Source organism: Phycisphaeraceae bacterium (genome assembly GCA_019636735.1).
Lineage (GTDB): Bacteria > Planctomycetota > Phycisphaerae > Phycisphaerales > SM1A02 > VGXK01.
This window is the reverse complement of the sequence record JAHBWY010000004.1, coordinates 256,820-283,270: the sequence shown is the minus strand read 5'-3', so window position 1 is coordinate 283,270 and position 26,451 is coordinate 256,820. Positions and strand designations below refer to the sequence as shown.

General features: G+C 67.5%; 21 protein-coding genes. 10 read left to right on the top strand and 11 right to left on the bottom strand.

Annotation, left to right across the window (positions count from 1 at the left end):
- Positions 1-5 precede the first annotated feature (5 nt).
- The 3 genes from KF724_07230 to alr form a co-directional block, all read right to left on the bottom strand.
- Positions 6-1,118: a type III polyketide synthase gene (locus tag KF724_07230; GenBank protein ID MBX3355476.1), complete on the bottom strand. Its 1,113-nt coding sequence runs from the start codon at positions 1,116-1,118 to the stop codon at positions 6-8.
- 11 nt (positions 1,119-1,129) lie between these two features.
- Entirely contained in the window at positions 1,130-2,305 is a 1,176-nt protein-coding gene (locus KF724_07225; protein MBX3355475.1) for an NAD(P)/FAD-dependent oxidoreductase, read from the bottom strand.
- Between the two features lie 251 nt (positions 2,306-2,556).
- Positions 2,557-3,822 (bottom strand): alanine racemase, encoded by a 1,266-nt coding sequence (gene alr, locus KF724_07220; protein ID MBX3355474.1) that lies wholly within the window; start codon positions 3,820-3,822, stop codon positions 2,557-2,559.
- A 151-nt stretch (positions 3,823-3,973) separates the two neighbouring features.
- On the opposite strand from alr, the gene KF724_07215 reads away from it, so the two are divergent.
- The 6 genes from KF724_07215 to KF724_07190 all read left to right on the top strand — a co-directional run bounded on the left by KF724_07215 (position 3,974) and on the right by KF724_07190 (position 11,323).
- The gene (locus tag KF724_07215) at positions 3,974-5,341 is read left to right on the top strand and encodes a DEAD/DEAH box helicase (protein MBX3355473.1); all 1,368 of its coding nucleotides are present in this window, start codon (positions 3,974-3,976) and stop codon (positions 5,339-5,341) included.
- 62 nt (positions 5,342-5,403) lie between these two features.
- Positions 5,404-6,372: a pseudouridine-5'-phosphate glycosidase gene (locus tag KF724_07210; protein ID MBX3355472.1), complete on the top strand. Its 969-nt coding sequence runs from the start codon at positions 5,404-5,406 to the stop codon at positions 6,370-6,372.
- Between the two features lie 228 nt (positions 6,373-6,600).
- Positions 6,601-7,731 (top strand): transcription termination factor Rho, encoded by a 1,131-nt coding sequence (gene rho / locus KF724_07205; protein MBX3355471.1) that lies wholly within the window; start codon positions 6,601-6,603, stop codon positions 7,729-7,731.
- Positions 7,732-7,797: 66 nt separating this feature from the next.
- Positions 7,798-9,063, top strand: coding sequence for a hypothetical protein (locus KF724_07200; GenBank protein MBX3355470.1), 1,266 nt, complete (start codon positions 7,798-7,800; stop codon positions 9,061-9,063).
- Between the two features lie 17 nt (positions 9,064-9,080).
- Positions 9,081-10,430: a hypothetical protein gene (locus KF724_07195; GenBank protein ID MBX3355469.1), complete on the top strand. Its 1,350-nt coding sequence runs from the start codon at positions 9,081-9,083 to the stop codon at positions 10,428-10,430.
- Positions 10,427-11,323 (top strand): hypothetical protein, encoded by an 897-nt coding sequence (locus KF724_07190; GenBank protein MBX3355468.1) that lies wholly within the window; start codon positions 10,427-10,429, stop codon positions 11,321-11,323. Before KF724_07195 ends, KF724_07190 begins: the two co-directional genes overlap by 4 nt.
- Here the strand turns inward: KF724_07190 and murA are convergent.
- The gene (murA, locus tag KF724_07185) at positions 11,264-12,646 is read right to left on the bottom strand and encodes a UDP-N-acetylglucosamine 1-carboxyvinyltransferase (protein ID MBX3355467.1); all 1,383 of its coding nucleotides are present in this window, start codon (positions 12,644-12,646) and stop codon (positions 11,264-11,266) included. The two genes, KF724_07190 and murA, sit on opposite strands and share 60 nt — an antisense overlap.
- Before the next feature lie 130 nt (positions 12,647-12,776).
- Between murA and KF724_07180 the strand changes: the two genes are divergently transcribed.
- Positions 12,777-13,799 (top strand): hypothetical protein, encoded by a 1,023-nt coding sequence (locus KF724_07180; GenBank protein MBX3355466.1) that lies wholly within the window; start codon positions 12,777-12,779, stop codon positions 13,797-13,799.
- A gap of 9 nt (positions 13,800-13,808) precedes the next feature.
- Here the strand turns inward: KF724_07180 and KF724_07175 are convergent, their stop codons facing one another.
- The gene (locus KF724_07175; GenBank protein MBX3355465.1) at positions 13,809-15,356 is read right to left on the bottom strand and encodes a class II fumarate hydratase; all 1,548 of its coding nucleotides are present in this window, start codon (positions 15,354-15,356) and stop codon (positions 13,809-13,811) included.
- A gap of 60 nt (positions 15,357-15,416) precedes the next feature.
- Positions 15,417-17,576: a hypothetical protein gene (locus KF724_07170; protein ID MBX3355464.1), complete on the bottom strand. Its 2,160-nt coding sequence runs from the start codon at positions 17,574-17,576 to the stop codon at positions 15,417-15,419.
- A gap of 68 nt (positions 17,577-17,644) precedes the next feature.
- On the opposite strand from KF724_07170, the gene KF724_07165 reads away from it, so the two are divergent.
- The gene (locus KF724_07165) at positions 17,645-19,042 is read left to right on the top strand and encodes a tetratricopeptide repeat protein (GenBank protein MBX3355463.1); all 1,398 of its coding nucleotides are present in this window, start codon (positions 17,645-17,647) and stop codon (positions 19,040-19,042) included.
- A 176-nt stretch (positions 19,043-19,218) separates the two neighbouring features.
- Here KF724_07165 and rpsR read toward each other — a convergent pair whose 3' ends face one another.
- Positions 19,219-19,452, bottom strand: a complete 234-nt coding sequence (gene rpsR / locus KF724_07160) for a 30S ribosomal protein S18 (GenBank protein ID MBX3355462.1) — start codon at positions 19,450-19,452, stop codon at positions 19,219-19,221.
- A gap of 169 nt (positions 19,453-19,621) precedes the next feature.
- Positions 19,622-20,704, bottom strand: a complete 1,083-nt coding sequence (locus KF724_07155) for a M20/M25/M40 family metallo-hydrolase (GenBank protein ID MBX3355461.1) — start codon at positions 20,702-20,704, stop codon at positions 19,622-19,624.
- 189 nt (positions 20,705-20,893) lie between these two features.
- Between KF724_07155 and KF724_07150 the strand changes: the two genes are divergently transcribed.
- Together KF724_07150 and KF724_07145 are read left to right on the top strand one after the other, a co-directional pair.
- A complete protein-coding gene (locus KF724_07150) occupies positions 20,894-22,300 on the top strand; it encodes an aminomethyltransferase family protein (GenBank protein MBX3355460.1) in 1,407 nt (468 codons plus the stop codon).
- Entirely contained in the window at positions 22,297-22,554 is a 258-nt protein-coding gene (locus KF724_07145; GenBank protein MBX3355459.1) for a hypothetical protein, read from the top strand. Before KF724_07150 ends, KF724_07145 begins: the two co-directional genes overlap by 4 nt.
- Before the next feature lie 727 nt (positions 22,555-23,281).
- On the opposite strand, the gene KF724_07140 is transcribed toward KF724_07145, so the two are convergent.
- The 3 genes from KF724_07140 to KF724_07130 are packed head-to-tail and all read right to left on the bottom strand — an operon-like array spanning position 23,282 to position 26,431.
- Complete coding sequence (locus KF724_07140; GenBank protein MBX3355458.1) at positions 23,282-24,205, bottom strand: metallophosphoesterase family protein; 924 nt, start codon at positions 24,203-24,205, stop codon at positions 23,282-23,284.
- Entirely contained in the window at positions 24,202-24,597 is a 396-nt protein-coding gene (locus KF724_07135; GenBank protein ID MBX3355457.1) for a hypothetical protein, read from the bottom strand. Before KF724_07135 ends, KF724_07140 begins: the two co-directional genes overlap by 4 nt.
- Positions 24,590-26,431, bottom strand: a complete 1,842-nt coding sequence (locus tag KF724_07130) for a MiaB/RimO family radical SAM methylthiotransferase (GenBank protein ID MBX3355456.1) — start codon at positions 26,429-26,431, stop codon at positions 24,590-24,592. Before KF724_07130 ends, KF724_07135 begins: the two co-directional genes overlap by 8 nt.
- Positions 26,432-26,451: the final 20 nt, after the last annotated feature.

Sequence of the window (26,451 nt, the reverse complement as noted above, 5' to 3'; positions counted from 1 at the left end):
GGTTCCTATGGGTGCGTCAGACCATCGACCAGCATGACCGAATCGATGGTCAATCCGGGCCCGAAGGCGACCAGCGACGCCGGTGCCACTCCCCCCTGCCGCCGCCAGCGCTCGAGGACGAAGAGAATCGACGCCGAGCTCATGTTGCCCATCTCGCGCAGGATGGCGCGGCTGACTTCGGTCGCGCCGCGTTGCTCGGGACGCAGCGAGTCGGCCGCCGCATCGATGATCGAAGGCCCGCCCGGATGAATGAGCACCTCACGGGCCGACTCGACAAGGTCAGGGAGAACCTCCCGCAGTCGATCAGGGACCTCGCGCGCCAGCGTCATCGCAAATCCCATGTCGGTGATGGTCCATCCCATCGCATCGAGGGTGCCCGCCACGGTGTGCGAGCGCCCGGGAAGGAGCGACGCTGGCGCGGAGCGACCTTGGCGACGATCCGCCGTGCCACCGGTGCACACCTCGCCATCGACGATCACAGCGGCGGCGGCTCCATCGGAGAAGAGGGCGCTCGCGACGAGATTCTGCGGATCTCGATCGGCGCGAAGGTGGAGCGAGCAGAGCTCGACTGAGACCAGGAGCACCACCGCGCCTCGCTCCGCCGACGCATGCGCCGCCGCGGCGCGAAGACCGCAGATGCCGCCGAAACAGCCCATGAACCCCACCTGGCTGCTGCGCACCGAGGGCCTGAGCGCAAGGAGATCGATGAGCCGCCGCGGCACACCCGGCGCCGAGAATCCCGTGCAGGTCACGACGACCAGGTCGGTGACCTCGTGCGCTTCGACCCCGGCGTCGACCAGTGCCTGCCTCGCAGCGCCCGCCGCGAGTTCCGGCGCTGAGGCGTCAAAGAGCCTCATGCGCTCCGCGGTCGAGCTGCGAATGACCTGGGCGAGCGGCGCCACCGCGTGACGGAAGTCGACGCCGCTGCCACGGCAGATGCGCTGCCATCGCGCGAGTTCGGCGCCGCTGAGTTCGAGCAGCGAGCCGATCTCCTCGCAGAGTTCCGATTGACTGGCCCGTCTCGCCGGGAGAGTCGACCCGACGCCGAGCAGTCTCGGGGCAGCTCGCGGCAGTGCCGGCTCGGCGTGAGCGCGGCGGGTGACGGCTGGAGCGGTCAATTCACGAATCGTCACGCCGCCACCACCGATCGCACGAGTGAGCCTGTAAGCATCGGAACGCGCCCCGCCAGCCGAATGCTGCGACGCCAACCCTGCGACTCGGAGGCCCAAAGGCCGATCGCCGCGAGCGCGCGAAGTCGTCGCTTGCGCCATGCGAAGTGGCGGCGATGGTCGAGGTCGTAGCGTTGCAGCGCTCCATGCAGGTCACGCTCCAGATCGATCGCCCTCGCGAGCAATCGCGCCGAGTCGAGCGCCCAGGTCATGCCCTCGCCGGTGAACGGCTGTTCATATCCCGCGGCATCGCCGACGAGCGCCACCGGCACGCCCGCGATCGCACCCACCGTTGCTCGGGGTCGCCAGGGCAGCGGCCCGGTCGCGTGCATGTTCGTTGAGTGCGCTGAGGCCATCGCCTCTCTCTCTTCGCCGGATGAGAGCGGCGCGAGTCGCCCCGATCGGCGACCCCACTGACGGATCATCGACATTGGGCGCCCGGAGGGAGCGAGTGCCGCCGCGTGCAGGTGCCTCGCCCCCTGCACAAGCCCGAGATACCCGCCCTGCACGAGATGAATGTCGATCGTTTCCGGCGCGACCGCGATCGCCGCCGCCACCTGCTCTGGAAGACTCCAGGAAAACCCGAGCCTGCGCATCCGCTTCGCCGCGCCTGCGGTCTCGGCGCGGGGCGTCGGTCCGAGCCCCGCCGAGCGTGCCACGCCACTGCCCACGCCATCGGCGCCGATGATCCACGAGGCTCTGACGCGATCGACGACTTCGCCCGCACCACTCCGCAGGAGCACTTCGCCATCGCGGGCCACCACCGCACCGGAACCCTCGACCAACCGGGCCCCGGAGTTGCGCGCCAACTCGCGCAGCGCCTGGTCGAAGCGATCCCGCGCGACCACCATGCCCGGTTCCGCGCCGAGGCACTGCGAGAGAAGAACTTCGCCGTGGGGATCCCGCATGGTCCATCGGCGGGTCCACGCCCCATCGGCCCGTTGGAGCGCCGCCTCCATGCCCAAGCTGTGAAGCAGGCGGACACCTCGAGGCGCGAGGCAGCACCCGCAGCACTTCGTCTCACCGGTGCGGCGACGCTCGACCAGCATCGTCGGGTGGCCGCGTCGTGCCAGGAGCGCGGCCAGCACCGGCCCGGCCACTCCACCGCCGACAATCACGATCGACTCATGGCGCATCGACGCTCGATGGTAGGGCGACGCCGGCGCACGCGACGCTGCGATCGCTCAGCCGAGCGGCTTGGAGCATCGACGCTCGAATGCGGGGAAGCGCGAGCGCACGCGAGGTCGTGATCAGGCAGACAGGAAGTCGGGAGCATGGACGCCCGAGCTCCTTGCCGACGCGGCGTGCGAATCAGCACCAGCCGCTGGCCGTCGTGGCGCCGAGCGATCGTCGAGTGCAATGCACTCCGCGCACACGGCCATGCGCGTCACGGTGAGCGCTGGACGGCCGCTCGTGGCGCCGGCACGGCGCTCACCGCAGAGACGCTGGAGGCGGGCACCGTGTCGGCGATGTACTGGCGCCGAATGCGCGGCCCGAGTCGACAGAGGAACTCATATGGAATGAGCCCCGCGGCCGCGGCGACGCGCGGCAGGTGATTCGGCGCATCGCGATCGGGTGAAATGAGCTCAACCTCGGCGCCGACGCCGCCCTCGGGCAGCTCGGCGAGCCCGTCGATCTCCGTGAGATCGACAGCCACCTGGTCCATGTTCACGGCGCCCACGACCGGCGCCCAACCCTCGATCGCGCCGCGGAGGCCGAGGGCTCGCACACGCACGGCGCGCGGATCGCGAGCCTCGCGGCAGATTGGATAGCCGTCGGCATAGCCCACCGGAATCAGGCCGATGCGCGAGGTTCGATCGGCCCTCCACAGGCTGCCATAGCCCACTGGAGCACCGGCGGGAACGACCTTGATCTGGCTCACCTGGCTCCGCCAGGTGACGATCGGGCGGAGCTGCTCGCTCTCCCAGAGCACCTCGCCGCTTTCGATGCCGTCGAGCGCAAGGCCCGTCCACGCCAGGCCGAAGCGGACCATGCTCCGGTGATAGCGGCGGTGTCGAAGCGCCGCGTAGCTCGATGCGACATGCACGATGCACTCGGAAGGAATCGACGCGGAGTGAGCGGCGAGGAGCGCATCGAACGCATCCATCTGCGCCCGCGTGCGCAGTGGATCGCAGCGCGGATTGCTGAAGTGCGTGAAGACTCCCGCCAATCGCAGCCATCGGCACGCTGCGATGCGCTTCAGCACGAGCGCGGCCTCGTCCGGCGAGCACCCGCCGCGGCTCATGCCCGTGTCCACCTCGAGGTGGACGGGAACGACCGCCGCGAACTTCTCCGCGATGCGCCGCAGTTGATCCAAGTGATGGAGATCATGCACCGTCAGGTGCAGCGAGCCGGAGACGAGCATTCGGTACAATTCGTCCGAGCGAGAGCAATCTCGCACTGGCATCAGGACAAGCACCGGCTTGCCCACCGCCGTCGCCGAGAGCGCTGCCGCCTGCTCCGGACTGAAGACGGCGAACATGTCGGCACCGGCGGCAGCCATGCGCTTCGCCAGGCGCGCCGCGCCCAGGCCATACGCGTCGGCCTTCACCACGGGACAGAGGAGGCATCCCTCGCCCACCATGTCGCGCATCACCGCGAAGTTGTGCTCAACGCTCGAAAGGTTGACTTCAATGAGGCTCGTATCCGCCATGACCCAGTCCCATTCGACCGGAGCGTCCAGCCCAACCGCACCCGCGGCGGCGCCGCTGCGTTCCTTCGCTCGCCCGTGTACTATCGGCAGTCGCGGGAACCTACCATGACTCGGCAGGGTTGAGGCCCGTCACTGCTCATCCACATTTCCCGTGAGCTCGCACGAGACATTCGATACTTCGCGCACCTTCGCCGACCTTGGACTGCCCGAGGCGCAGCTCAAGGCCGTCACGGAGAAGGGCTTCGTCCATCCGACGCGGATCCAGGCTGCGCTGATTCCCCCCGCGCTCGCCGGCAAGGATTGCCTCGGCCAGGCGAGGACGGGCACGGGCAAGACAGCCGCATTCGCGCTGCCCATGCTCGCCCGGCTTGAGCCCAAGGGCCGGTTTCACGGGCTCGTGTTGGTGCCGACCCGAGAGTTGGCCATCCAGGTCGCCAAGGAGATGCACGACCTGGCTCGCTACGGCGGCCACACGGTCGCGGCGGTCTATGGCGGACACTCGGTCAAGGCGCAGGCCCACAAGCTGGAGAAGGGCGTCTGCATCGTCGTGGGCACCCCCGGCCGCATCATGGACATGCACGCCCGGGGGCTCCTGCCGTACGACCAGGTGCGCTTCGCCGTTCTCGACGAGGTCGACCGGATGCTCGACATCGGCTTCCGTGACGACATCCGCAGGATCCTCGGCTCGATGAAGCAGCGGCCGCAGACGGTCTTTGTCTCGGCCACCATCGCGGGCGAGATTGAGCGGCTGGCGCGTTCATACATGAACGCGCCGGAGAAGCTCGTCACCTTCGAGAAGAGCCTGACGGTCACGCAGGTGAAGCAGAGCTACCTGCCGGTCGAACCATGGGACAAGCGGCGCCTGCTCCTGCACCTGCTTCAGCATGAGAAGCCCGAGTTGACCGTCGTCTTCTGTCGGACCAAGCGCACGGTCGACCAGGTGGCCGAGTACCTCGCCAGGCACCGGATCGAGGCCCATCCGATGCACGGGGACATGTTCCAGAAGAAGCGGGACAAAGTGATGGAGCACCTTCGGGGGGGCACCCTGAGCGTGCTTGTCGCAAGCGACCTGGCAGCGCGCGGGCTCGATGTCGAGGACATCAGCCATGTGGTGAACTATGACCTTCCGGAAGACCCGGAGGTCTACATCCACCGCATTGGACGAACCGCGCGCGCCGGGCGCGAGGGCGTCGCCTGGAGCTTCGTCTGCCCCGATCAGGGCGACCTGCTGACGGCCATCGAAATGCTCGCGAACATCGAGATCCCCCGCAAGGAGTACGACGACTTCACCCCCGGGCCCGTCCCCGCCGATGTGCAGGCGCAGCGTGAACTCGCCGCCAAGCGCCGGCAGGAGAGCGACCTGTCGAAGAACCGCTTCGCGTTGACTCCGCCCGCGCCGAACTCGGAGGAGAGCGGTCCGAGCGCGCCGGTCGATCTCGCCAAGTTCCCCGGGGGAATCGTGCCGACGGCGCTTCCACCGCGCCGGCTCGGTGGCCGTGTCCCCGGCCGCAAGCGCTGAACTCCGGATTCGAGCGGCGCCGGCGAAGCCCTTGCGCCCGTGGCCGTTCATCGCACCTGACCATGTCGATCCACTGCTCCGAAGAAGTTCGAAGGGCCCTCGCGGAAGGCCATCCGGTGGTGGCCCTTGAGACTGCGGTGCTCACTCATGGGCTGCCGCGCGAAAACTGGGGGGCCCTCACGGTGCGCTGGCCAGGAGTGGGCGCGGCGCCCGAGGGAATCGACCCCGATGCGCCACTTCACCTCGCGGCGGCCAGGTGCATGGCCGCCGCAGTGCGGGCTTCCGGGGCAACTCCCGCCGTGACGGCGGTCCTCGACGGCCTTCCTTGCGTGGGTCTCGACGACGCCCAGCTTGACCAGTTGGCCTCGGATGGCTCGGCACGGAAACTCGCCGCGCGCGACCTCGCATCGGCCATCGCCGACAGGGCGTCCGGTGGAACCACCGTCTCGGCCGCTCTGCGACTCGCCCGCGCAGCCGGACTTCGCGTCTTTGCAACCGGAGGCATCGGGGGCGTCCATCGAGCATGGCAGACGCAGCTCGATGTTTCGGCAGATCTCCTTTCGCTGGCGCGCGAGCCGCTCGTCGTCGTCTCGAGCGGTGCCAAGTCCATCCTCGACCTCCCTGCCACCGTGGAGGCGCTCGAAGCGCTCTCGGTGCCGGTCGTGGGCTTCGGAACCGATGCCTTCCCGCGCTTCATCACGGCGTCCGATCCGGCGCTCCGGGTGACGATGCGCGTCGACAGCGCCGACGCGGCGGCCCGTCTTGCGAAGGAGCATTGGACGCTCGGCGGCGCCGGGGTGCTGCTGGCGAACCCCGTCGATCCAGCGGTTGCCCTCGATCCGTCGGTGGCCGATGCGCCCGCCCGCAACGCCAGCAAGGGCGCGGCCCCGCGAGGTGCGGCGGTGACTCCCGTCCTCCTCGGACATCTGGTGGAAGCGACCTCCGGGGCTTCACTCCGGGCCAACCTGGTGTTGCTTCGTGCGAACGCCGCCCTGGCTGCCCGGGTGGCACGCGCCATTCATGCCACATGAGAACCGGCCTCGCGAGCGTATGGTGTGCCGATGACTTGACATCGACCCCGCCCCCGGCTCCACTACTTCCGTCGCCTCGGAAGACGGCGACCTTTTGCATCAGGGTCGAGTCGCTCACCATCGTGACGACGCACTCCGTGCAGCAACGGCACCCGGGTTCATGAGCGGAGCATTGTGGCCCGTTCGCCCCTCGCCGACTGTTTCGGAGCCGATCCAACGGATTTGCGCATGAACACATGCAGTGGGATCCTCGAGATGCCGCAGGGCGCCGAGGGCCGGATCAGGCAGTTCGCCGACGGACTCATCGAAGGGCCGGACGATCCCATCGTTCCTCCGGAACTCACCGAGCGCTATCCCCTTCGGCCCGGCGCACAGGTGCTCGCCGAGATCGTCGATCGAAAGAGCCGACGGCGGCGCCCCGGCCAGGGGCGTCGCACTCGGCGCGTCGTCGATCGGCTGCTCGAGATCGAAGGTCTGCCTCCGGAGGCCTATGCCCAGCGGAAGCCCTTTCATGAGCTGACTCCGCTCGACCCGCAGCCGCGCATGGGTCTTGAGTATCGCGGCTGCCCGCCGTCGTGTCGGCTCATCGATCTCTTCTGCCCGATCGGCTACGGCACGCGAGGTCTGATCGTGGCGCCCCCGAAGGCCGGCAAGACGATTCTCCTCCAGAACATCGCCTTCGGCATCAAGCACAATCATCCGCAGGTCGAGCTCGTGGCGCTGCTGATCGACGAGCGACCGGAGGAAGTCACCGACTTCAAGCGAAATGTGCCTGCCCAAGTGCTGGCGTCCAGCAACGATCAGGATCTCGAGCGACACCTGACGCTCGGCATTCTCGCCATCGATCGCGCCAAGCGCATGGTGGAGGCGGGCAAGGATGTCGTGGTGCTCCTCGACTCGCTCACTCGCCTTGGTCGGGCGTTCAACAACAGCCGCCGCTACGGATCGAGCGGGCGCACCATGTCCGGAGGACTCGACAGCCGAGCGCTCGAAGTGCCCAAGCAGCTTTTCGGTGCAGCCCGAAAGGCCGAGGAGGGTGGCTCGCTGACGATCATCGCGAGCTGCCTGGTCGACACCGGCAGCCGCGCGGACCAGATCATCTTCGAGGAGTTCAAGGGCACCGGCAATATGGAGCTCGTCCTCGATCGCTCGGTCGCCGAGAAGCGCATCTTCCCCGCCATCAACCTTGCCGCGAGCGGAACGCGCAAGGAGCACCTGCTCATGGGCGAACGGGAACTGAAGACCGTCACCGCTCTGCGGCGGCGGCTCTTGTCGGTGCCGCCCCCGGTGCAGATGGAGCAACTGCTGGCGGCCCTGAAGCGCTATGACACCAATGAGCGCATGGTTCAAGGGGGCTAACGGTCCCCGGCCGCATCCCCTCGCGCCGCGCGAGGGAACCTGATACAACATCCGCGTCTTTCATCCATGGCGCGCGAGCAGTTCTCCAATTCCGTTCGTGCCGGCGTCTTCGTACTGACCTGTCTCTTTCTCACGGGTGCAGTCGCTTGGACGCTGCTCCGAGTTGATCCGTTCAAGCCCCGCACCCAGTTCATCGTCCGCTTCACGCTGGAAGATGGCGTCGCGGGCCTGGCGCGAGGCTCCGATGTCCAGGTCGGCGGTCTGAACCACGGGCGCGTCGTCGAGGTCTATCCCGACCTGAATCCGAGCACCGGTGATGTGAACAGCATCTTGGTGCGCATCGAACTCGACGAAGGCATCGCCCTCTTCTCCAATGTCCCGAATCCATCGGGCGTGGACGAAGGAGTCCGCGTCATCCGGGTGGCGAGCCCGCTCGGCAACACCGCCTCGCTGAACTTCGTGTCGGTGGGCATTCCGAAGCTCGACGCGCGAGGCCGCGCGACGAACCAGATTCCGCCCGGAACCATCATCGACGCAAGCTCGGGCTCCGGCCTGCTGGCGGCCATTGTCGGCGCGGAGAACGCCTCCGAAGTCGGCGGCATCCTCCGCAATGTGGCGTCGTTCACCCAGGCCCTCGACCAGGATGGTGTGCCGATCCTGGCGAACGCGCGGGAGGTGGTCGAACAGTTCGCCAAGGACTACGAGACCTGGCGAAAGACCGTCACCAGCGCGCTCGACAACGCCGACCAGTCGCTGGCTCGAGTCAATGCGTTCCTCGCGCCGAAGGCGCAGGTCGAGACCTTCCTCGACGAGGCGGTTGACGCCGCCGCCGCCGCGAGAGCGGTGATGGTCGAAGCGAAGGAGACGGCCATGCCGAAGGTCGAGATGATCCTCGACTACGCCATCGCCTCGGCCAGCTCGCTCGACACCATGCTCGCCCAGGCGCAAGCGGAACTCACGGCGCAGGTCCCGACCATTCGTGCATTCCTCGACAACGCGCGGGAGACGGCGACGCAGCTCAAGCTCGCCACCATCGAGGTGCGCCGCAATCCGTGGCGGCTGCTCAATCCTCCCGGTCCGTCGGAGATCGCCAACGAGAACCTCTATCAGGCCGCAGCGACCTTCGCGATGGCCACCAGCGATCTGAACGCCGCGACCGAGACGCTTCGGGCGGTCCTCGCCGACCCCGGCAATCGGTTCGCGAGCGATCCAGCCTTCCGCCGCTCGATTGAGACGCAGGTGCTGGAGGCCACGCAGAAGTTCGATCAAGCCCGCGTCCGCCTCGGCGAGGTCCTTCATGCATCGCCAGGCTCCGCCGGCGCGGCGCCATGATCTGACGGAGGCCGAGCATGGAGTTCACTCCCGACGCTGACCGGCGAGCCATGCGACTGGGCACCCTGATCATCGCGATCATCGTGGTGGGCATGACCGCGCTGATCGTGCTCGGCGCGCATCAGTGGAAGGCGATGCGAACCTGGAGCGTGGTGGGTGAAGTCGAGCGCGGCGCGGGGGGCCTTCGCCCCGGCAGTCCCGTGCGCGTCGGTGGTGTGATCATGGGCTCGGTCGTTTCGATCACCATGACGCCGCGCTCGCCCGGGGCCGGCTTTCTGACCCGCGAGGAGCGAGGCGATCACCCCTCCGGCACCGTCGAGATTGTCTTCACACTGGATGCCGAAGTTGAACTCCGCTCGAGCGCGATCATTGTCCACGATGTCAATCCGCTCAGCGGCCAAGGCGAGCTCGACATCCTGAATGTCGGCTCGATTCGAACTCCGGCGCTGCCGGGGCGGGTCGGCCACGGTGCCACCCTCACGCCGCTCCAGCCGAAGGGACGCCCCTTCTTCCTCGCTCGCCGCAAGGGAGCCTTTGAGTCGATCCTGGGGAGCGAGGGCGCCGACCACCTTCGCTCGACCATCACCAATCTCGAGGCCGTGCAGCGCGTCATTCTCGGCTCCGCTGCCGATGGGGTGGCGCCGGGCGATCCCGCGGCGCATCACGCCTCCGGTCTCTGGGCCGATCTTCTCGAGGCGATGAAGGAAGCCTCAAGCGCAGTCAGGGCCGACATGGAACCGTGGTCCGAACGGATGGAGTCAATGCGAGCGGCCTATCGGCAGATCCAGTCGCGCATCGAGGCCACCGAAGGTGACCCCTCAGGCCTCGTCCATCGAATCAGCCAGCTCGGAGATGAGTTCGGCGCAGACAGCGGGCTTCGTGCTCTCGGACGGGAACTCGCGCCGCTGTTCAGCAGTTTCGGCGAGGCGGGCGATGACATTGTCGCGTGCTTCACCTCCGCCTTTGCCCAGGCGCGACTCATCGGCTGGGTGGCGCGGGCGCTCTGGCCCGAGGTGAAGAACGATCTGCTGATCACGAAGACCGGCTTTGCAATCACGGGAAGCGAGCTCTGGCGCACCACCGGACCCGAGATGTTCACGACGCTCGTGCGCATCTTCCAGCCCCCATCGGCTCGCGATCGAGCGGGTCTCGACCTCATCCTCTCGGCGAACGCAGTGGCCCTGAGCGCCGCCGATCTGCAGGCCGCCGTGCAGAGTGCCGACGCCGCACTCATTCGTTCCGGCGGACAGATCACGCCAGCCATTCGGCGGCAACTCGAACGGGAGGTCGTTCCAGCGATGGCGCGCTATCGCCGTGACCTCGAGCGCATGCTCCGAGTTCTTGATCGAGCCGCCCTGCGATCATGAGCGGGGTGCAGTCGGCGATCGCCCATGAGGTCCGTGACCTCGACGACATACGCATCGCCCTCTATCGGGATTCGCGCGACGCCGACCTCCGTGGTCGGCATGGTCTCTTCCTGGTCGAGAGCGAGGCGTGCCTCGTGCGCTGGCTCACCTCGATGATCCGCCGACATGAAGGTGAGCTGCTGCCGCCGGCACTCACGATCGAATCGCTTCTCCTGACCCCGGAGATCCACGCACGACAGGCGCCGCTCATCGACCGCGCATTCCAAGGAGGTCCGGCATCGCTCTTCGTCGCGGAGCGTGCCCTCATTGAGCGCATCTCAGGCTTCGACCACCACCATGGTGCGCTCGGACTCGGCCGACGCTCGATGAGTGCACGCGCTGACCTCGCCATGCTGCTCCGAGCCGCGGAGCCGGAGCGAGACCCTCGGCCGCTGCTCGTCACCGATGGCGTAGTTCATGTCGACAACATGGGTTCGATCTTCAGGAACGCCGCGGCACTCGGGGCCGCCGGGGTGCTGCTCTCCCCGCGCAGCGCCGATCCGCTCACCCGAAAGGCAGTGCGCATCAGCATGGGGCATGTCTTCGGAGTGCCTTGGGCCGAAGCTCCGTCGCTGAGCGAAGCGCTCGATCACTTGCGGCAAGGAGATCGCTCGATCGTGGTGGCGGAGAACTCCGCCGACGCCATCGACCTCGATCGCGCGGCACTGCCCGCGGTGTCGGCGGTCATCTTCGGCGCCGAGGGCCACGGTGTCTCTGCCGAGATCATGGCGCGCGCCGACCTGGTCGTGCGAGTGCGCTCGATGCCGGACATTCCACTGAATGTCGCGGTGACCTCAGCGATCGTGCTGCATGAACTGCGCAGCGCCGAGCGGAAGAACGCCGCCGGCGGGTGATGCGCCCTCGGCCGCGGGATCGGCGGACGGCGCGTGGGCGGAGTCGCTCAATCGCTCAATGTCGGCGCCGAGGCCGCGGAGCACCACCTCCATCTGCGCATAGCCGCGATCGAGGTGATAGACGCGGTTGACGATCGTCTCCCCCCGGGCCGCCAGCCCGGCCAGCACCAGCGAAGCGCTTGCGCGCAGGTCGCTCGCCATCACGGGGGCTCCGACGAGCTCGCCGCCACCCGCGACCATGACGGTCGGCCCCTGCCTGAAGAGCCTCGCGCCCATGCGGGAGAGCTCGGCGACATGGAGGAACCGCTCGGGATAGATCTTCTCGGTCACGATGCTGTTGCCCTGCGCCAGACAGAGGAGCGCCATGAACTGCGCTTGCAGGTCCGTGGGGAAACCCGGGTGAGGTTGAGTGGTGATCATGGCCGGCCGCAGCGTGCGCTCGCTCGAGACCCGGACCGTGCAGCGGGTGCGATCTTCATTCTCCGACTTCGTTTCGACATGGACGCCGATCTCGCCCAGATAATGCACCGCGGCGATGAGGGCGTCCATCGGGAACTCATCGATGATGACATCGCCGTTAGTCATGGCAGCGGCCACGGCGTAGGTTCCCGCGACAATGCGATCGGACATCACGCGATAATCGGCGCCGCCGAGCTCATCGACACCATCGATGATGATGCGCGGCGAGCCTGCTCCCTGGATCTTCGCACCCATCCGCGTCAGGAGCCTCGCGAGATCGACAATCTCAGGTTCACAGGCGGCGCATTCGATGATCGTGCGCCCCTTCGCAATGGTGGCCGCGCTCATGACATTCGCCGTGCCCAGGACGGTGCTGCCGTTGGGACCACCGAGGAAGACGGTGCCGCCCTTGAGGCGTTCCGCCGACACGACGAGATTGCCGTTGCGCTGCTCGACCTTCGCGCCGAGCGCCAGCATGCCCTTCACATGGAGGTCGACGGGACGGTCACCGAAGGCGCAACCGCCCGGCATGCTCACCACCGCGCGGCGGCGCCGGGCGAGCATCGGCCCCAGCGTGCAGATGCTTGCACGCATCGTGCGGACGACATCGTATCGGGCGGTGATGCGATTCTCGTCCTGGCTGTGAAGCGTGACAGCCCCTTCGGAGAAGCGCACCGCGACACCGAGTTCATCGAGCAGGCGCGCCATGTTGGCGATGTCAGAGAGCTCCGCAACATTGCGCAGGACGACCGGCTGATCGGTCAACAGCGACGCCGCCATCATCGGCAGCGCGGCGTTCTTGCTTCCCTCAACCGAGATCCGGCCCGAGAGCCGGCGTCCACCCTGAATGCGGAAGAAGTCCATGCGATCCCTCGCGTCTGGAGTGAGTTCGAAACCTGTGGTCCCGGCCGGGGTCGCCGAACGGGAGCGTTGTTGTATCGGCGCGGCGGCCATTGTGGGACCCAAAATGCGACGCTGGACCTACGATGGCCCCGTGACAACGCTCCCCGGACCCCCGACCGACCTCGTGGAACCCTCCCTCCCCGCAGCCAAGATGCAACTCGTGATGCCGGGTTCCCCGGTCACGGGCCGCGTGGTTTCGAACGAACTCTGCATGCGAGGGAAGAGTTCAAGCTTTGTTCGGCATGTCGAGATCGATCTCGCGGGAACCCCGCTCGAGGGGAACTTCCTGGCTGGACAGAGTTTCGGCATCATTCCCCCGGGAGTTGATGCCCACGGACGGCCCCACAAGGTTCGCCTCTACTCCATCGCCAGCCCGACCTGGGGTGAAGATGGCCACGGGCGCATCATGGCGACCACGCCCAAGCGCCTGATCGCGGAGCGCGCCCCGCAGGGTCCGAAGGACGATCCCGGCGATCACGGCCTCTTCCTAGGCGTCTGCTCGAACTACCTCTGCGACCTCCGACCGGGTGAACCGATCCAACTCAGCGGCCCCGCGGGCAAGCGCTTCCTTCTCCCCACGGATGTCGAGCAGCACGACTACCTCTTCCTGGCGACGGGCACCGGCATCGCGCCGTTCCGCGGCTTCATCAAGGAGCTCTTCGAAGGTCCGCCCGAAGGATCACCCGCCGCCGGCTCATGGCGCCCCTGCACCCGCACGGTGCATCTGGTGATGGGAGCGCCGTACACCACGGATCTCCTCTACGACGGACTCTTCACCGACCTCGCGTCGCGTCACTCCAGCTTCCACTATCACCCGGTCATCAGCCGTGAGCGTCGCGCCGATGGCGGGCGTGGCGAATATGTGCACCAGTTCATCGAACGGCGTCTCGACCTCTTCGCGCCGCTGCTCGCGAAGCCGACCACGCTGATCTACATCTGCGGCCTTGCAGGCATGCAGACGGGGCTCTTCCACCTGCTCGCGAGGCAAGGCCTCGACTCGGGCTATCTCACGAGACAAGGGCCGATCGCCGAGGTCGCCCCTCTGGAGTGGAGCGAGGAGCAGATCCGGCGCTTCGTGCGCCCGACCCATCGCTGCATGCTCGAGGTCTACTGACCGGCGGGTTCAACCGCCGCCAGGTCCCTTGCCGCCGGGCTTCGTCATCGCCGTCGGGTCGAGCAGGCGGTCGAGCGTCTTCGCGTCGACGAGCTTCTGTTCAAGCGCCAGTTCGCGCACGGTCTGGCCGCTGGCGAAGGCATCCTTGGCGAGCTTGGCCGCACGGTCGTAGCCAATGACCGGCGCGAGCGAGGTGCACATCATCAAGCTGCGCTCCACCATGCCGGTGGCCGTCTTCTCGTTGACTTCGAGGCCGTCAATGCACCTGTCGACGAACATGCCGCACGCCTCCGACAGGAGGGAGATGCTCTCGATGAGGTTCTCTGAGATCATCGGCATGGCGACATTGAGTTCGAGCACGCTGCCGACGCCGCCGAGGCCGCCAACCGTGATCGCCGTGTCATTGCCGATGACCTGCGCCGAGACCATGATGACGCTCTCGCAGATCACGGGATTGACCTTGCCCGGCATGATCGAACTGCCCGGCTGTGTTGCAGGCAGGCTGAGTTCGCCAAGGCCGCAGCGAGGGCCGGAGCCGAGCAGACGGATGTCACCGGCAATCTTCGAAAGGCTGACCGCGATCGTCCTGAGTGCGCCGCTTGCCTCGACGACACAGTCGCGCGTCGCCTGCGCTTCAAAGTGATTCTTCGCCTCGCGGAAGGGAATCCGCAGCGACGCAGAGAGGCGCTTCGCGACCGTGGCGCCGAACTTCGGATGAGCGTTGATGCCCGTGCCCACCGCGGTCCCGCCGATCGGCAGGTTTTCAGCCATCGCTCGGAGGGCGCTCGACGCTCGTCGTACACCCTCGCGCACCGCCGCCGCATACCCCGAGAAGACCTGGCCCATGCGAATGGGGGTCGCATCCATGAGATGGGTCCGGCCCACCTTGACGATGCGATCCCATGCCTTCGCCTTCCTCTCCAGCGCCACCGCGAGTCGCTCGAGCGCCGGCAGCAGGCGCTCCTGAATGAGGGCGCAACCGGCGATCTGCGTTGCCGTCGGAAAGGTGTCATTCGAGCTCTGGCCGGCATTCACATCGTCGTTGGGGTGAACGGGGTCGCGCGATCCGATCTCACGACCTGCGCGGCGCGAGGCGACATTGGCGATCACCTCGTTGACATTCATGTTCGTCGAGGTGCCGGAGCCGGTCTGGAAGACATCGATGGGGAAGTGACGCATCACCGCGGCGATGCCGTCGGCAGCGTCCGCGGCGAAGGGCTCGAGCAGTTCGTTGCAGGCGCCGACGATCGCCCTGGTCCGCGCGGTGTCGAGCAGGCCCAAGTCCCGATTTGACTCAGCGCAGCACTTCTTGAGGAGCAGGTAGGCCTCGATGAGCTGCGGCGGAACTGGGCGACCGGAGACCGGGAAGTTCAAGACCGCCCGCTGCGTGGTCGCGCCGAAGAGCGCGTCGTGCGGAACGATCATCTCGCCCATCGAATCCTTCTCGATGCGCGTGGGCGACGAAGGGCGTGACACCTTCACCTTGCCCGAAGCGCGAGCCGAAGGCGCGGCCTTGGGATCGTTGCTCGAGCGGGTCGACTTGGGACGACGGGTCATGGCGGTGCTCATGGGGGCGAACAGCCTAGCCGACATCGAACGCTCGGCGCCGCGGTGTGATCAGCTCTCGCCAACGCGGGCCAGTGAGCGCTCCGCGGTCGCCAGTCGATCGCGCTCCGCATCCGAAAGCGATCGGCCAAAGCGAAGGTTGATCTCATCGGCGAGCGGACGAGCCTGCCGCGGCGCTCTCGGCACCAGCGACTCAAGCAGCGTGAGCCACGGCGCCGCCGTGGGCTCGATTCCTGCGGCCAGTTCATACTCCCCTTCCATGGCGGCAGCGCGGAAGAGTCGCGGGCGCAGTGACGGCGCCTCCTGCTGGCGCTCATCCGTCAGCAGTCGGAGCGCCGCTCGCGAATCTCCCTCGGCCATGAGCAGATCAGCCAGACGACCCATCAGCTCATGGCGGGTGGACGCTTCGATGGCACCCGAGGCATTCACCGCGGCGCGCAATCCACTCGTGCGGGCCCTTGCGGTGACGAACGGGAGCGGTGCGATGGTCTCATCGACTGCGAGAAGGTCGCTGGGAGAGAGCCCCTCGAGCACTCGCGCCAGCGCCGCGTTCCATGTCTCCACCTGGTCGGGCTTCGGCGGCATGTCGACCAGCATGGCCACCACCACCGACGAGGGTGGCTGATCGGCGACGGCGGCGACGGCGACGGGGTAGATGCCTGCATCAACCTCGGCTCGCTCCATGAGCGCGCGACGGCGACCGGCGCGGCGCATACCTTCGGCTGCGCCCACGCGAAGGATTTCATCGTCGGACGCGAGGAACTCCTCCACAAGGTCTCGATCCGCATCGCCGCCAGCCGCAGCCACGAGTCGAAGGATCTCCGGCGTCGGCTTCTGCTGCATGGCCCGTCGAGCCGGCTCGATCACGAGGAGTTCCCAGCCCGGAGGCGTCAGGCCTGCATCGGCCACTCGATTGACCGCGAACGCGGCGACTTCGGCGAGCATCGGATCGGCGAGCCTCGCCGTGGCGGGCCCGAACGCCGCCTCCGACGGCCTCACGCCGAGCTGTCGAAGCATCGCCTCGGCCGTTGCGGAGTCGCCTTCGGCGGGAAGAAGCTCGGCGATCCGTTCACTCGCACGCAGCGCGCCAAGGTCGCCAATCACGCGGACCGCTCGGGCTCGAATGGCCGGCACGCGATCGGTGACGCGCTCGAGGACCTTGGTCACGAGCGTTTCGGGAGGTCGCTCGCCGTTTCGCAGCATGCGCTCCACCTGCGAGAGACCGATGTTGCGGACCTCGGGCATCTCGTCATCGAGCAGCAGCACGATGCGCTCCGAGCGCTCGGGGACCGGCATCGTGACTAGGAAGTCGAGATAGGCCTGACGCAGTTTGCCGACGAGCTTCGTACCGCGCTCATTCTCAAGTTCGAGCTGCTTGTGAAGCTGCGCCAACTGATCCTGAAGTGAAACGACCATGAACTCCGGAGTCGGCGCCGCACGCCGCGCCGCCCACCACTGGCGCCACGACTCGGCATTGTTCCCCAGTCGCTGCCCGGTGATGCGATCGAGGGCTTCGCATGCTTCACGAATGACCTCGGCAGGCTCGCGACGCCGCTCATCGAGGAGCGCGATGAGATCGGGCAGCTGGTCGCGCCCGCGCAGTTGACCCATCGCGAAGATGTAGGCGAGGCGCTCCGAGGTCGGACGCGCCGGATCGAGCGCAAGCGCCGCCACGCGCTCTGACGCGGCGTCGCCTTCGCGCGCGAGCAGGCGAGTGACCTTGGGATGCAACTCCCGCGGCGCCGACCCGAGGGCGACGAGCAGCGCTTCGAGCATGGCGCTTGGTCGGCGCGCCTCATCGTCCATTGCGGTCGCAACAGCATCGATCTGCCCGGTGTCGCCGGAGCGCAGCGCTTCGTCGATGATGCGCCGCGCATCGGCGCTTCCACGCGTCACGATGCGAAGGGCGGCCCCCTGCCGGACCTCTGGTGAATTGGCGGGATTCTGGAGAATGCTCCGAAGGAACTGAAGATCAGGATCGACCTCGGCGCCAGGCCGCGGGGGTCCCATCAGCGCCGGTGCCGGCTCGTCGGGGTCCGCCTGCTGCAGCGCCGACGGCACAAGGCTCATCTCCTGCCGGGCGGGAGGGCTGAACAAGGGAAGCCCGGACGCGGGCGGCGCCCCCAGAAGGCACGCCGTCAGCGAAGCTGCGACCACCGCCGGCGCCACGGCCCCGGAAAGAGAGACACCCCCGAGAATGGAGAAAGACAAGGTCCGAGGTTCTTTCGGGAATTGGACCATGCGGCTCATCGATGGTAGCGGCTAGCATCCCCCGCGGCATGGCAAGCCAGGAGTGGAATCGTGAATGGCACGACGCGGAGGAGCACGCGGACCGCGCGCAGGATCTCTTCGAGCGTGGCCGCTTCCCCGAGGCCGAGGCGGAGCTTCGCAAGGCGCTCGCGGTCGATCCCGACCGGGGCGAGTGGCAGTTCACCCTGGGGCTGACCCTCGAGGCGGCGGGCCGGGATGGCGAGGCGCTCGAGTGCTTCCGCCGGGCCATCGAACTCGAACCTGGCGCGGTGGAGCCCTACCTTGCGGCTGGAGCCTGCGCGAATCGGCTGGGCCGACATGAGGACGCGCTCCCCCACCTCGAACAGGCGAACCGCATCGATCCCGCCAGCGAGTTCGGATACGCCCATCGCATTGACGCGCTGACCGAGCTTGGTCGGCACGACGAAGCGGAGACCGTCTACTACATCGCCCAGGAGCGGCTCGAAGAGATGCCTCGCTGCCTCGCGGCGATGGGTGAATCGCTCTTCGCCCGAGGCCTGCATCAGCGGGCCGCGTGGTGCTTCCGCGAAGCGCTCCGTCAGGAGCCCACGCTGCCCCGAGTTCGAGCGCGCCTCGCCGCCGTGGTGGCCGCGGGAGGTCAGCCGCAGCGCGCGGTCCAGCTCCTGCTTCAGGAGCTGCGCGACGACCCGGGCAATGTCGACACGATTCTTGAGTTCGGTGCGCTGCTGGTCGAGTTGAATCGGCTTCCCGAGGCCGCGGAGAAGTTCACCCGCGCGATCGAGCTTCAGCCGGCCAATCCGATGGCCCACTGGTCGCTTGGCGACCTCGCCCTGCGCACCGGTCGGCCGGATCAGGCCGTCGTCGAGTTTGAACTGGTGCAGCGCCTCGACCCCGAGTTTCCATCGATTCAGCTTGAACTTGCCGAGGCGCACCTGCGCGTCGGCGATCTCAACGCCGCCCGCGCGCGGCTTCGAGCCCATCTGGCCATCGACGATGAGCCCTCCGAGAGCGCCGACGGCGTGATCCGACTCGGCACGCTGCTTCTTGAGGCGGGACTCTATCCCGAGGCGGTGTCGATTCTCTCCGGCGCTGCCGAGCGCTTCCCGGGCATTCCGCTCATCTGGAGGCATCTCGCGTTCGCGCGCTTTCGCGTTGGCGATCGCCGAGGCGGCGTGGCGGCCTCGCTCAAGCTGCACGCGCTTGACCCCGACTGCACCGAGGCAGTTCACAACCTCGCGTTGGCCGCGATCGAAGCGGGTGACTTCGCCGAGGCGAGACGCTGGATCATGGTGGGGAGTTCCCGCTGGCCGCACGAAGCTGGTTTCAGGCACCTACGGACGCGCCTCGCGCTCGCTCGAACCGGAGAAGTCCTGAACCGAAGCGTGATGAGAGTTCGGGTGCTCCTGCACCGCGCCCGGGAGTGGTTTGCGCGACTGCTGCGCTGACCGACGCGTCTTTCAGTTTCGACTTTGGGACGCGACCAGCGCACGAACCACGCGCGGCGGCCATGTTCGACTGCCCCGTGGTTTCACCGGATGACTTCAGCGACCGCGTTGTGCGCGGAGACATCGCTCGCGCGCACGGAGCGCGCCGCAAGAGCCCTCCGATGGTCCAAGAGACCTCAGACGACCGCGTTCGTGTAGGGCAAAAGGGCCATGAAGCGCGCCCGCTTGATGGCGAGCGCCACGGCCTTCTGCTCGCTCGCTGAGAGCGCCAGGCGTCGACGGCTGTAGATCTTGCCGTTCGGCGTCATCATGCGCCGAAGGTCATCCACTGCGCGGTAATCGACCCAGATGCGGCCATCGGCGCCGACCTTGGCGTCAAGCTTCGGAGGAGGAGATTGAAACTGCGTCATGGAAGGTGAACCGGCTCAACTCTCTGGCGCCACGGCTGTGACGCTCCACTTCGGACTCCGGTGCGAAGGCGAGCAACCTGCCGCTCGGGAGGCTCCCGAACCTTCGGGAGCAGTGGATCGGAAAGGGTAGCAGAAGGCCTCGATGCCGCAAAGGGGGAGATCGCGTGGCCTACGACACGGTCGGGAGCCACGCGGCGAGCAACTCGATGCACGCCTCGGTGTCCCGCTTGTCGATCATCTCGGTCACAGTGTGGATGTAGCGGGTGCCCGGCCCGATGGCGATGCATCGGGCGCCGCGGCCGGCCCGTTGAATGGCGCCGGCGTCCTGACCGCCCCGGGGAAGAATCGCCCGCTGATGGGCAATGCGGTGGCGCCGCGCCACCGCGCAGACCTCTTCGATGAGACGATGATCGGAGATCATCGACGAATCCTGCACCATGATGGCGGCGCCGGCCCCCTGCTTCGTGACTCGCTGCGTCTCGGGCACGCCCGGCGTGTCGCAGGCGAGATTGACATCGATGCCGACGCCGATGTCAGCCCCGACGGTCTGCGCCGCCACCAGCGCGCCGCGCAAGCCGACTTCCTCCTGCGTCGTGAAGGCGACGATGAGATCGGCGCCGTGGCGCGAACCTCGCTTGGCGATGGCGCGCATGGTCTCGATGGCGATGAAGCAGGCCACGCGATTGTCAATCGCCTTGGAGACGACCTTGCGCTCCGTCTCGAAGAAGGGCTCATGCGGAACGACGAAGTCGCCGATCTGGACGGCCTTCCTGACCGTGGCCGCATCGAGCCCGAGGTCAACGAAGAACTCTTCGACTCCGGGGACCTTCGATCGCTCCGCCTCGGATGAGATGTGAATCGGCTTGCCGCCCGGGTTCATCACGCCAGTGAAGTCGCCGTCGCGCGTGATGAGCACGACTCGGCGACTGAAGAGGTTGCGGGGATCGAATCCTCCGGCGGGGTTCAGCCAGACCATGCCTTCGTCATCGACATGGCGGACATAGAAGCCGATTTCATCCATGTGCGCTGCGAGCAGCACGCGCGGTGCCGCAGCGGTGCGCGCGCTCTTGCGGGAGCCCTTGGTCGAAGAGCGCACCTTCGCACGCCGGGTGCAGATGAGTGAACCAAGGCGATCTTCCTCGACCTCGTCGAACAGACCCTTGATCTCGCCGCGAATGATGTCACGGATGCGTTCTTCGCGTCCGGCAACACCGGGCGCTTCACACAGCGTTCGAAGGAGGTCGTAGCGCATTCGGTCGATGGTACCGCACCGACGCCGCCTGTTGGGGCGTTCACTCGCCCTCTGACGGAGCCGTCGTTGGCGCCGGCCAGGCATCGTGACCGAGCGGCCCGCGGCGGTCATAGGCACCGGGGCCACCATGAAGGCCGTGAAGGCCGTGAACGGTATGAACGGTATGCCGCCGTGAAAGGCAGGTATGCAATGACCGCCACGGCGACCTCAGCCGCTCCGGCGACCAGGACCACCCCGGCTGCCGCGTGCATCATCGCCGCCAAGGCGGCGATCGAAGCGATCGTCGCCAGCGCTGCTGTCTCCGCCAGCGCAACCAGCGACGCCCGCGTCGCCATCACCGCCTGCACCGCGCCCCCCTACCATGGCGCCATGCCCCGGCACTCGCCGTTCCATGACGAACAGCTTGCCTTCGCGACGCGGGAGAATGAGCGCCGCGCCCGTCTCGTGGCTGAAGCGGGCCGGGGCGACGCGCAGGCGGCCGCGTTCGCCGCGAATCGCGCCGAAGTCTCCTGGCTTCCGTTCGGCCCCGATGATGCCGACCCCGAGCAGGTACGGCAGGTGGTCGCCGCCTACGGTCCATTCGAGCCTGAGTATGCGGCCATTCGCCGGAGCGTCGCGCTCGTAGATCCCTTCCACCGCGCTACCCTTCGCGTCACCGGAGCCGAGCGGCGCGACTTCCTGAACCGAATGCTCACTCAGGATGTCGCCACGCTGAAGGTCGGTCAGTCACGGCGGGGCTTCTGGTTGAATCGCAAGGGTCGGATCGACACCGATCTCCTCATCGTTGAGACGGGCGACGAGATCCTGCTCGATGTCGACGCTTGTGCCGCGAGCGAAGTGCGCGAATCGCTTGATCGATTCCTCTTCAGTGAGGATGTCCAGATCGAGGAGGCGAGCACCACTTGGGCTCGTCTCTCGCTGCATGGACCGAAGTCGGGAGCGCTTCTCGACGCATCGGGAGTGACCGGTGCTGACGCCCTCGCACCAGGCGGTGTTGCGGCCGGAGTGGTCTCTGGTTCGCGCGTCATCGCAGCGCGAGAGGACACCTGCGCCACGAAGGGCTTCGAGTTGTTCGTTCCGATCGACGGAGCCATCGCCCTCTGGCAACGCCTGGTCGAGCAGGCTCGCCCCGCAGGATGGGAGGCATGGAACAGTGCGCGCATCGAAGGCGGCACGCCGCTCTTCCGCGTCGACTTCGGCCAGGAGAGCCTCCCCCACGAGACCGGCGTCGTGCGCTCGCATGTGAGTTTTCGAAAGGGCTGCTACCCGGGTCAGGAGATCGTCGCTCGCATGGAGTCGCTCGGCGCGCCGAAGCAGCAGGTGGTCGCCTTCCGCGCCGCAGGCGAAGAGACGCCGGTCAGCGGCGCCCAGTTGCGCCGGCCATCGGAACCGATGGGCACGCCGATCGGTGTGGTGACAAGCAGCACCATCTCGCCACTCTTGCGATCGATCATCGGACTCGCGACCGTGCGAAGCGCCCTCGCGGAACCGGGGAGCAAGGTCGCCGCGCACGCCGATGGTCACGCCCTCGAGGTTGAAGTCCTCGGACCGCCGGCACCCTTGATTGACGCCACGAGCGGAGTCGGAGCCGCATGAGCGCAGCGCCTGTTGATGGCCCCGCGCCGGTTCCTGCGGAGCTCATCCTCTTCATCGGTGGTGGTGTCATCACCGTGCTCGTGACCGTCTTTGTGATCGTGCTCCTGATTCGAGCCAATCGCGACCACACTCGGCAACTTGAACTCGAAGCGCAGGAGCGCCGCGCCAGCCTCGCGGCGCAGCGCGGCGAAGCGCCGCTCGGCGCCAGCGATCGTTCCTCCAGTGGAACGAACGCATCCGGAGGTGCCTCGTGACGCGATGGCCCCATCCAGCCTCAGTTCGGCTGACCGAGGTCGGCCCGCGCGACGGACTCCAGAATGAGTCGAAGCCGATCTCGACGGCGGAGAAGATCCGCTTCATCGACGCCCTCTCGAATGCGGGGTTCACGGAGATCGAAGTCTCGAGCTTCGTGAGCCCGAAGTGGGTGGCTCAACTTGGTGATGCCGCCGAGGTCTTCGCGGGTATCGCGCGGCGACCGGGTTGCGCGTACTCGGCGCTCGTGCCGAACATGGCGGGCCTCGAACGGGCTGTCGCCGCCCGGGTGGACAAGGTCGCCGTCTTCCTCGCCGCGAGCGAGACCTTCTCGCAGAAGAACATCAATGCCACCATCGACCAGTCGCTTGAGCGCGTGGCTCCCGTCATCAGGGCGGCGCGCGACGCGCGCCTGCCGGTGCGCGGCTATGTGAGCTGCGTCATCCGCTGCCCCTACGAGGGAGCCATCGCCGGTGCGGCCGTGCGGCGCGTCGCGTCGGCGCTCCTTGACCTCGGTGCCGCGGAGATCGACCTCGGCGACACAATCGGCGCTGCGGCGCCCGATGACATCGATCGACTGTACGAGGCGGTTGATGGCGTGGTGGCCCCCGGCGACTCAGTGCTGCATCTCCACGACACGCGCGGCCTCGCGGCAGCTTGCGCACTCCGCGCACTTCAGCTTGGTGTCACGCGCTTCGACGCCAGCGCCGGCGGCCTCGGAGGCTGCCCCTATGCGCCCGGCGCTCGGGGCAATGTCGCCACCGAACTGCTCGTGGCGCTCCTCGATGGTTGCGGCATTGCGAGCGGCGTGGATGGCGCCGCCGTTGCCGCGGCCGGCCGCAGCATGAAGCTCGCCGTGGCCTCGGGCGCGAGCTCATAGAGACCGCGGCGGCGGCGGATGCGCTGCCACGCCACGCGCGCCGGCTCGCCCGCCCCCTCGTCGTCGATCAGCACCGCGTAGGGCCTGGCGGGAAACTCGAAGTGTCCCGTGTTGAGAATGATGCGACCGTCAATGCGCCATACTCCGGGACGATGGGAGTGGCCGCAAACGACCACCTGGGCGCCGGGAGCACACCGAGCGGCGAAGGCGCCGGCGAGGTGCGGATAGCGTCGCCAGTACTTGAGGATCAGCAGGATCGCGTGCGGTCGCAGGAGCAGCGCCCAGGCGCTCGCATGACGACGAGCTCGATCGGCGTCGGCCCACTCGCACGCGGCGGCTGCGCGGGCGGCCTCGAAGACTGCATCGGCCGAATCGCGTTCGCTCTCCGGATACTGTGCAAGCACGCTCGCCACTGCAGCGCGCGCATCGGCCGCCCATGGCGACCACGGGGCGACACAAGGATCGAAGGCGTCACCGTGGGTCACCAGCACCCGACCGTCGGCGAGGAGGGCGTGGCGCACGCCGGAGACGCCGAGATCATGGTTCCCCTCGATGCAGCGCAGCGAAGCTCCGGCGCGGCAGCAGGCGTCGCGGAGCCGCTCGAGTTCCTCACGAGCGCGATCGACTGCGCCGGGAAGATGCAGTTCGGCGACATCTCCGTTGACCACCACTTCGCGCGCCCCGTGCAGAAGCGGCTCGAGCGCTCGAACGGTGCACGGCCCCTTGCCAAGGTGAAGATCGGAGAGGACCAGGATGGTGCGATCGCAGGTCACGGGGACGAAGCGCTCCGGGGCGACCTTCGCTCAGGAAGGTCAAGGAGCATGGCCAATTCCTCGGCGCTCACCAGCCGACTCGGTGAAACTTCGCTTCCGGCGGCTCGAGGCGGCGGCCCGACACCTCCGGAAGCCTCAGCGCGGCAGACGATCTCGACCCACGGCAGGTACTCGCGCGTCGCCTCCTGAAGCGGAGCATGTTCGCGCGGGCCCACTTCGAGCTCGACCCTCGGCAACTGCTCACCGCCGCGCCGCCTGACCTCGAGCGAGAGCAGCAGCGCGAAGGCGACACGCGGATCGTCGAACTCTTTCGTTCCATGTGCTGCAGCGACCTCATCCACCCGACCGGGCGATGCCGCGGCGCCAACACGGATGACGATCGGCTCACGCACGCCCGCTCACCGTGCCCCGCAGAAGAAGTGGTTCGGCGGAGTCGAGGCGCACTCGAACAAAGGCACCGGGACGAAGATCCGCAACGCTCGATGCACTCTGACGGCATGAGACAATGAGGTCACCGCTGGTGCGCCCGATGATCTCGATCATCTCGTTCGCGCGAGGCGAACGATCTCCGTTCGCGCCGGGCCGTGATCCGGGCGCTCCCTCGGCGACGCGCAGGCTGGCATGCGAGTCCTTCCCGGCATGACCTGCTTGCCCGCCCTCCCCGCCGAATCCGCCATGCCCGGCATATCCCCCATGCCCGCCCCGCTCGCTCTCGCCACGGCCACGACTTCCCGCGCCGATCACCGCGAGCGCCACCCGGCGCGGCGCTTCACTCTCGCGTGGGTGCGCATCCTCAGCCGCCGACGGCGTGACCGCCCCCCTCTCCGAGTCACCCTCGGCCGCGCCCCGGCGACTTCCGATCCGCTCAACCAGGATCTCGACCTCGCGCCCCACCCATGCGGCATGCACGCGCCGACTCGTCTCGGCCTGCACTTCGAGCATCGTGTTGTTCCTGAGTTTCTTGATCTCGACGGGGACATCATCAGCGAAGCGATCGATGGCGACCGTGCCCGGGCGCGGCGAGTACTTGAAGATGAAGTTGTTCTTGAAGGGCAACTCCCTGATCAGCGCGAGCGACGCTTCGAAGTCCTCATCCGTCTCCGTCGGGAAGCCGACGATGAAGTCCCCCGCGAGCGTCGCCTGCGGCATGCGCTCGAAGATCGACTCGACGAACGCTCGATAGTCGGCGACCTGATAGCCGCGATTCATGAGCTTCAGGATGCGATCGGAACCCGACTGGGCCGGCGCGTGGATGTACGGCGCAATCCTCGGCCTCGCGGCGATGACATCGAGCACATCGGGGCCGAAGTCGCGCGGGTAGCTCGTGACGAAACGGAGGCGCCTCAGTTGCGGCACCTCGTCGTGGATGCGAGCGAGGAGCCTCGCGAAGGTGGTCACTCTCCGCCCACTCGCGTCGATCGCGTCCCGTTCCCCGCCGCCGCTCTGCGCCAGGCGCTCCGCCTCGGGACCTCGGAAGGCCGACAGCCCCGGTCCGACCTGTGGGGCCTCTCGGCCCGACGCGTCGGTCGAGACGCCGTGGGTGTAGCGGTAGTGATTGACCGTCTGACCAAGGAGCGTGATCTCCACGACGCCCGCCTCAGCCAGTTTGCGGCACTCCTCGACAATGTGGTCGGGCGGGCGATGAACCTCGGCACCGCGCGTATTGGGAACCACGCAGTAGGTGCAGAACTTGTTGCAGCCCCGAGTGATGCGTACATAGGCGCTCCAGGCGCGCCCTTCACGGGCATCGGGGTCGAAGGCCCTCGCCAGATCGAGCAGTTCCAGTGAATCCTCCGCCGCGGCCAGGGTCGCACTCCGGCGATGCCGATTGCCGGCAAGTGCAACCCTCTCCGAGGCGGGCGCCTGCCCCGAGCGGAAGGCGTTGTCAATCAGGAGCGGAAGCCGGTCGAGTTCACCCGGCCCGCAAAGGAGGTCCACCTGCGGGTAGCGACGCAGCATGTCCGGCCCATCCCGCTCCGCCATGCAGCCGAGGACGCCCAGGATCACCTGCTCCCCGCGCTTCTTCCGCTGGCCGATGATGCCCAACCGGCTGTAGGCCTTGTGTTCAGCGTGTTCGCGCACCGAGCAGGTGTTGAAGAGCACCACTTCGGCGGTCTGCCAATCATCCACGAAGGAGTGCCCCAGCGCCCGCAAGTGGGAGCGAACCAGCTCGCTGTCGAGCTCGTTCATCTGGCAGCCAAAGGTTTCGAGGAAGACAGTCGCCATGGGTCTGACCCGGAGGGCTC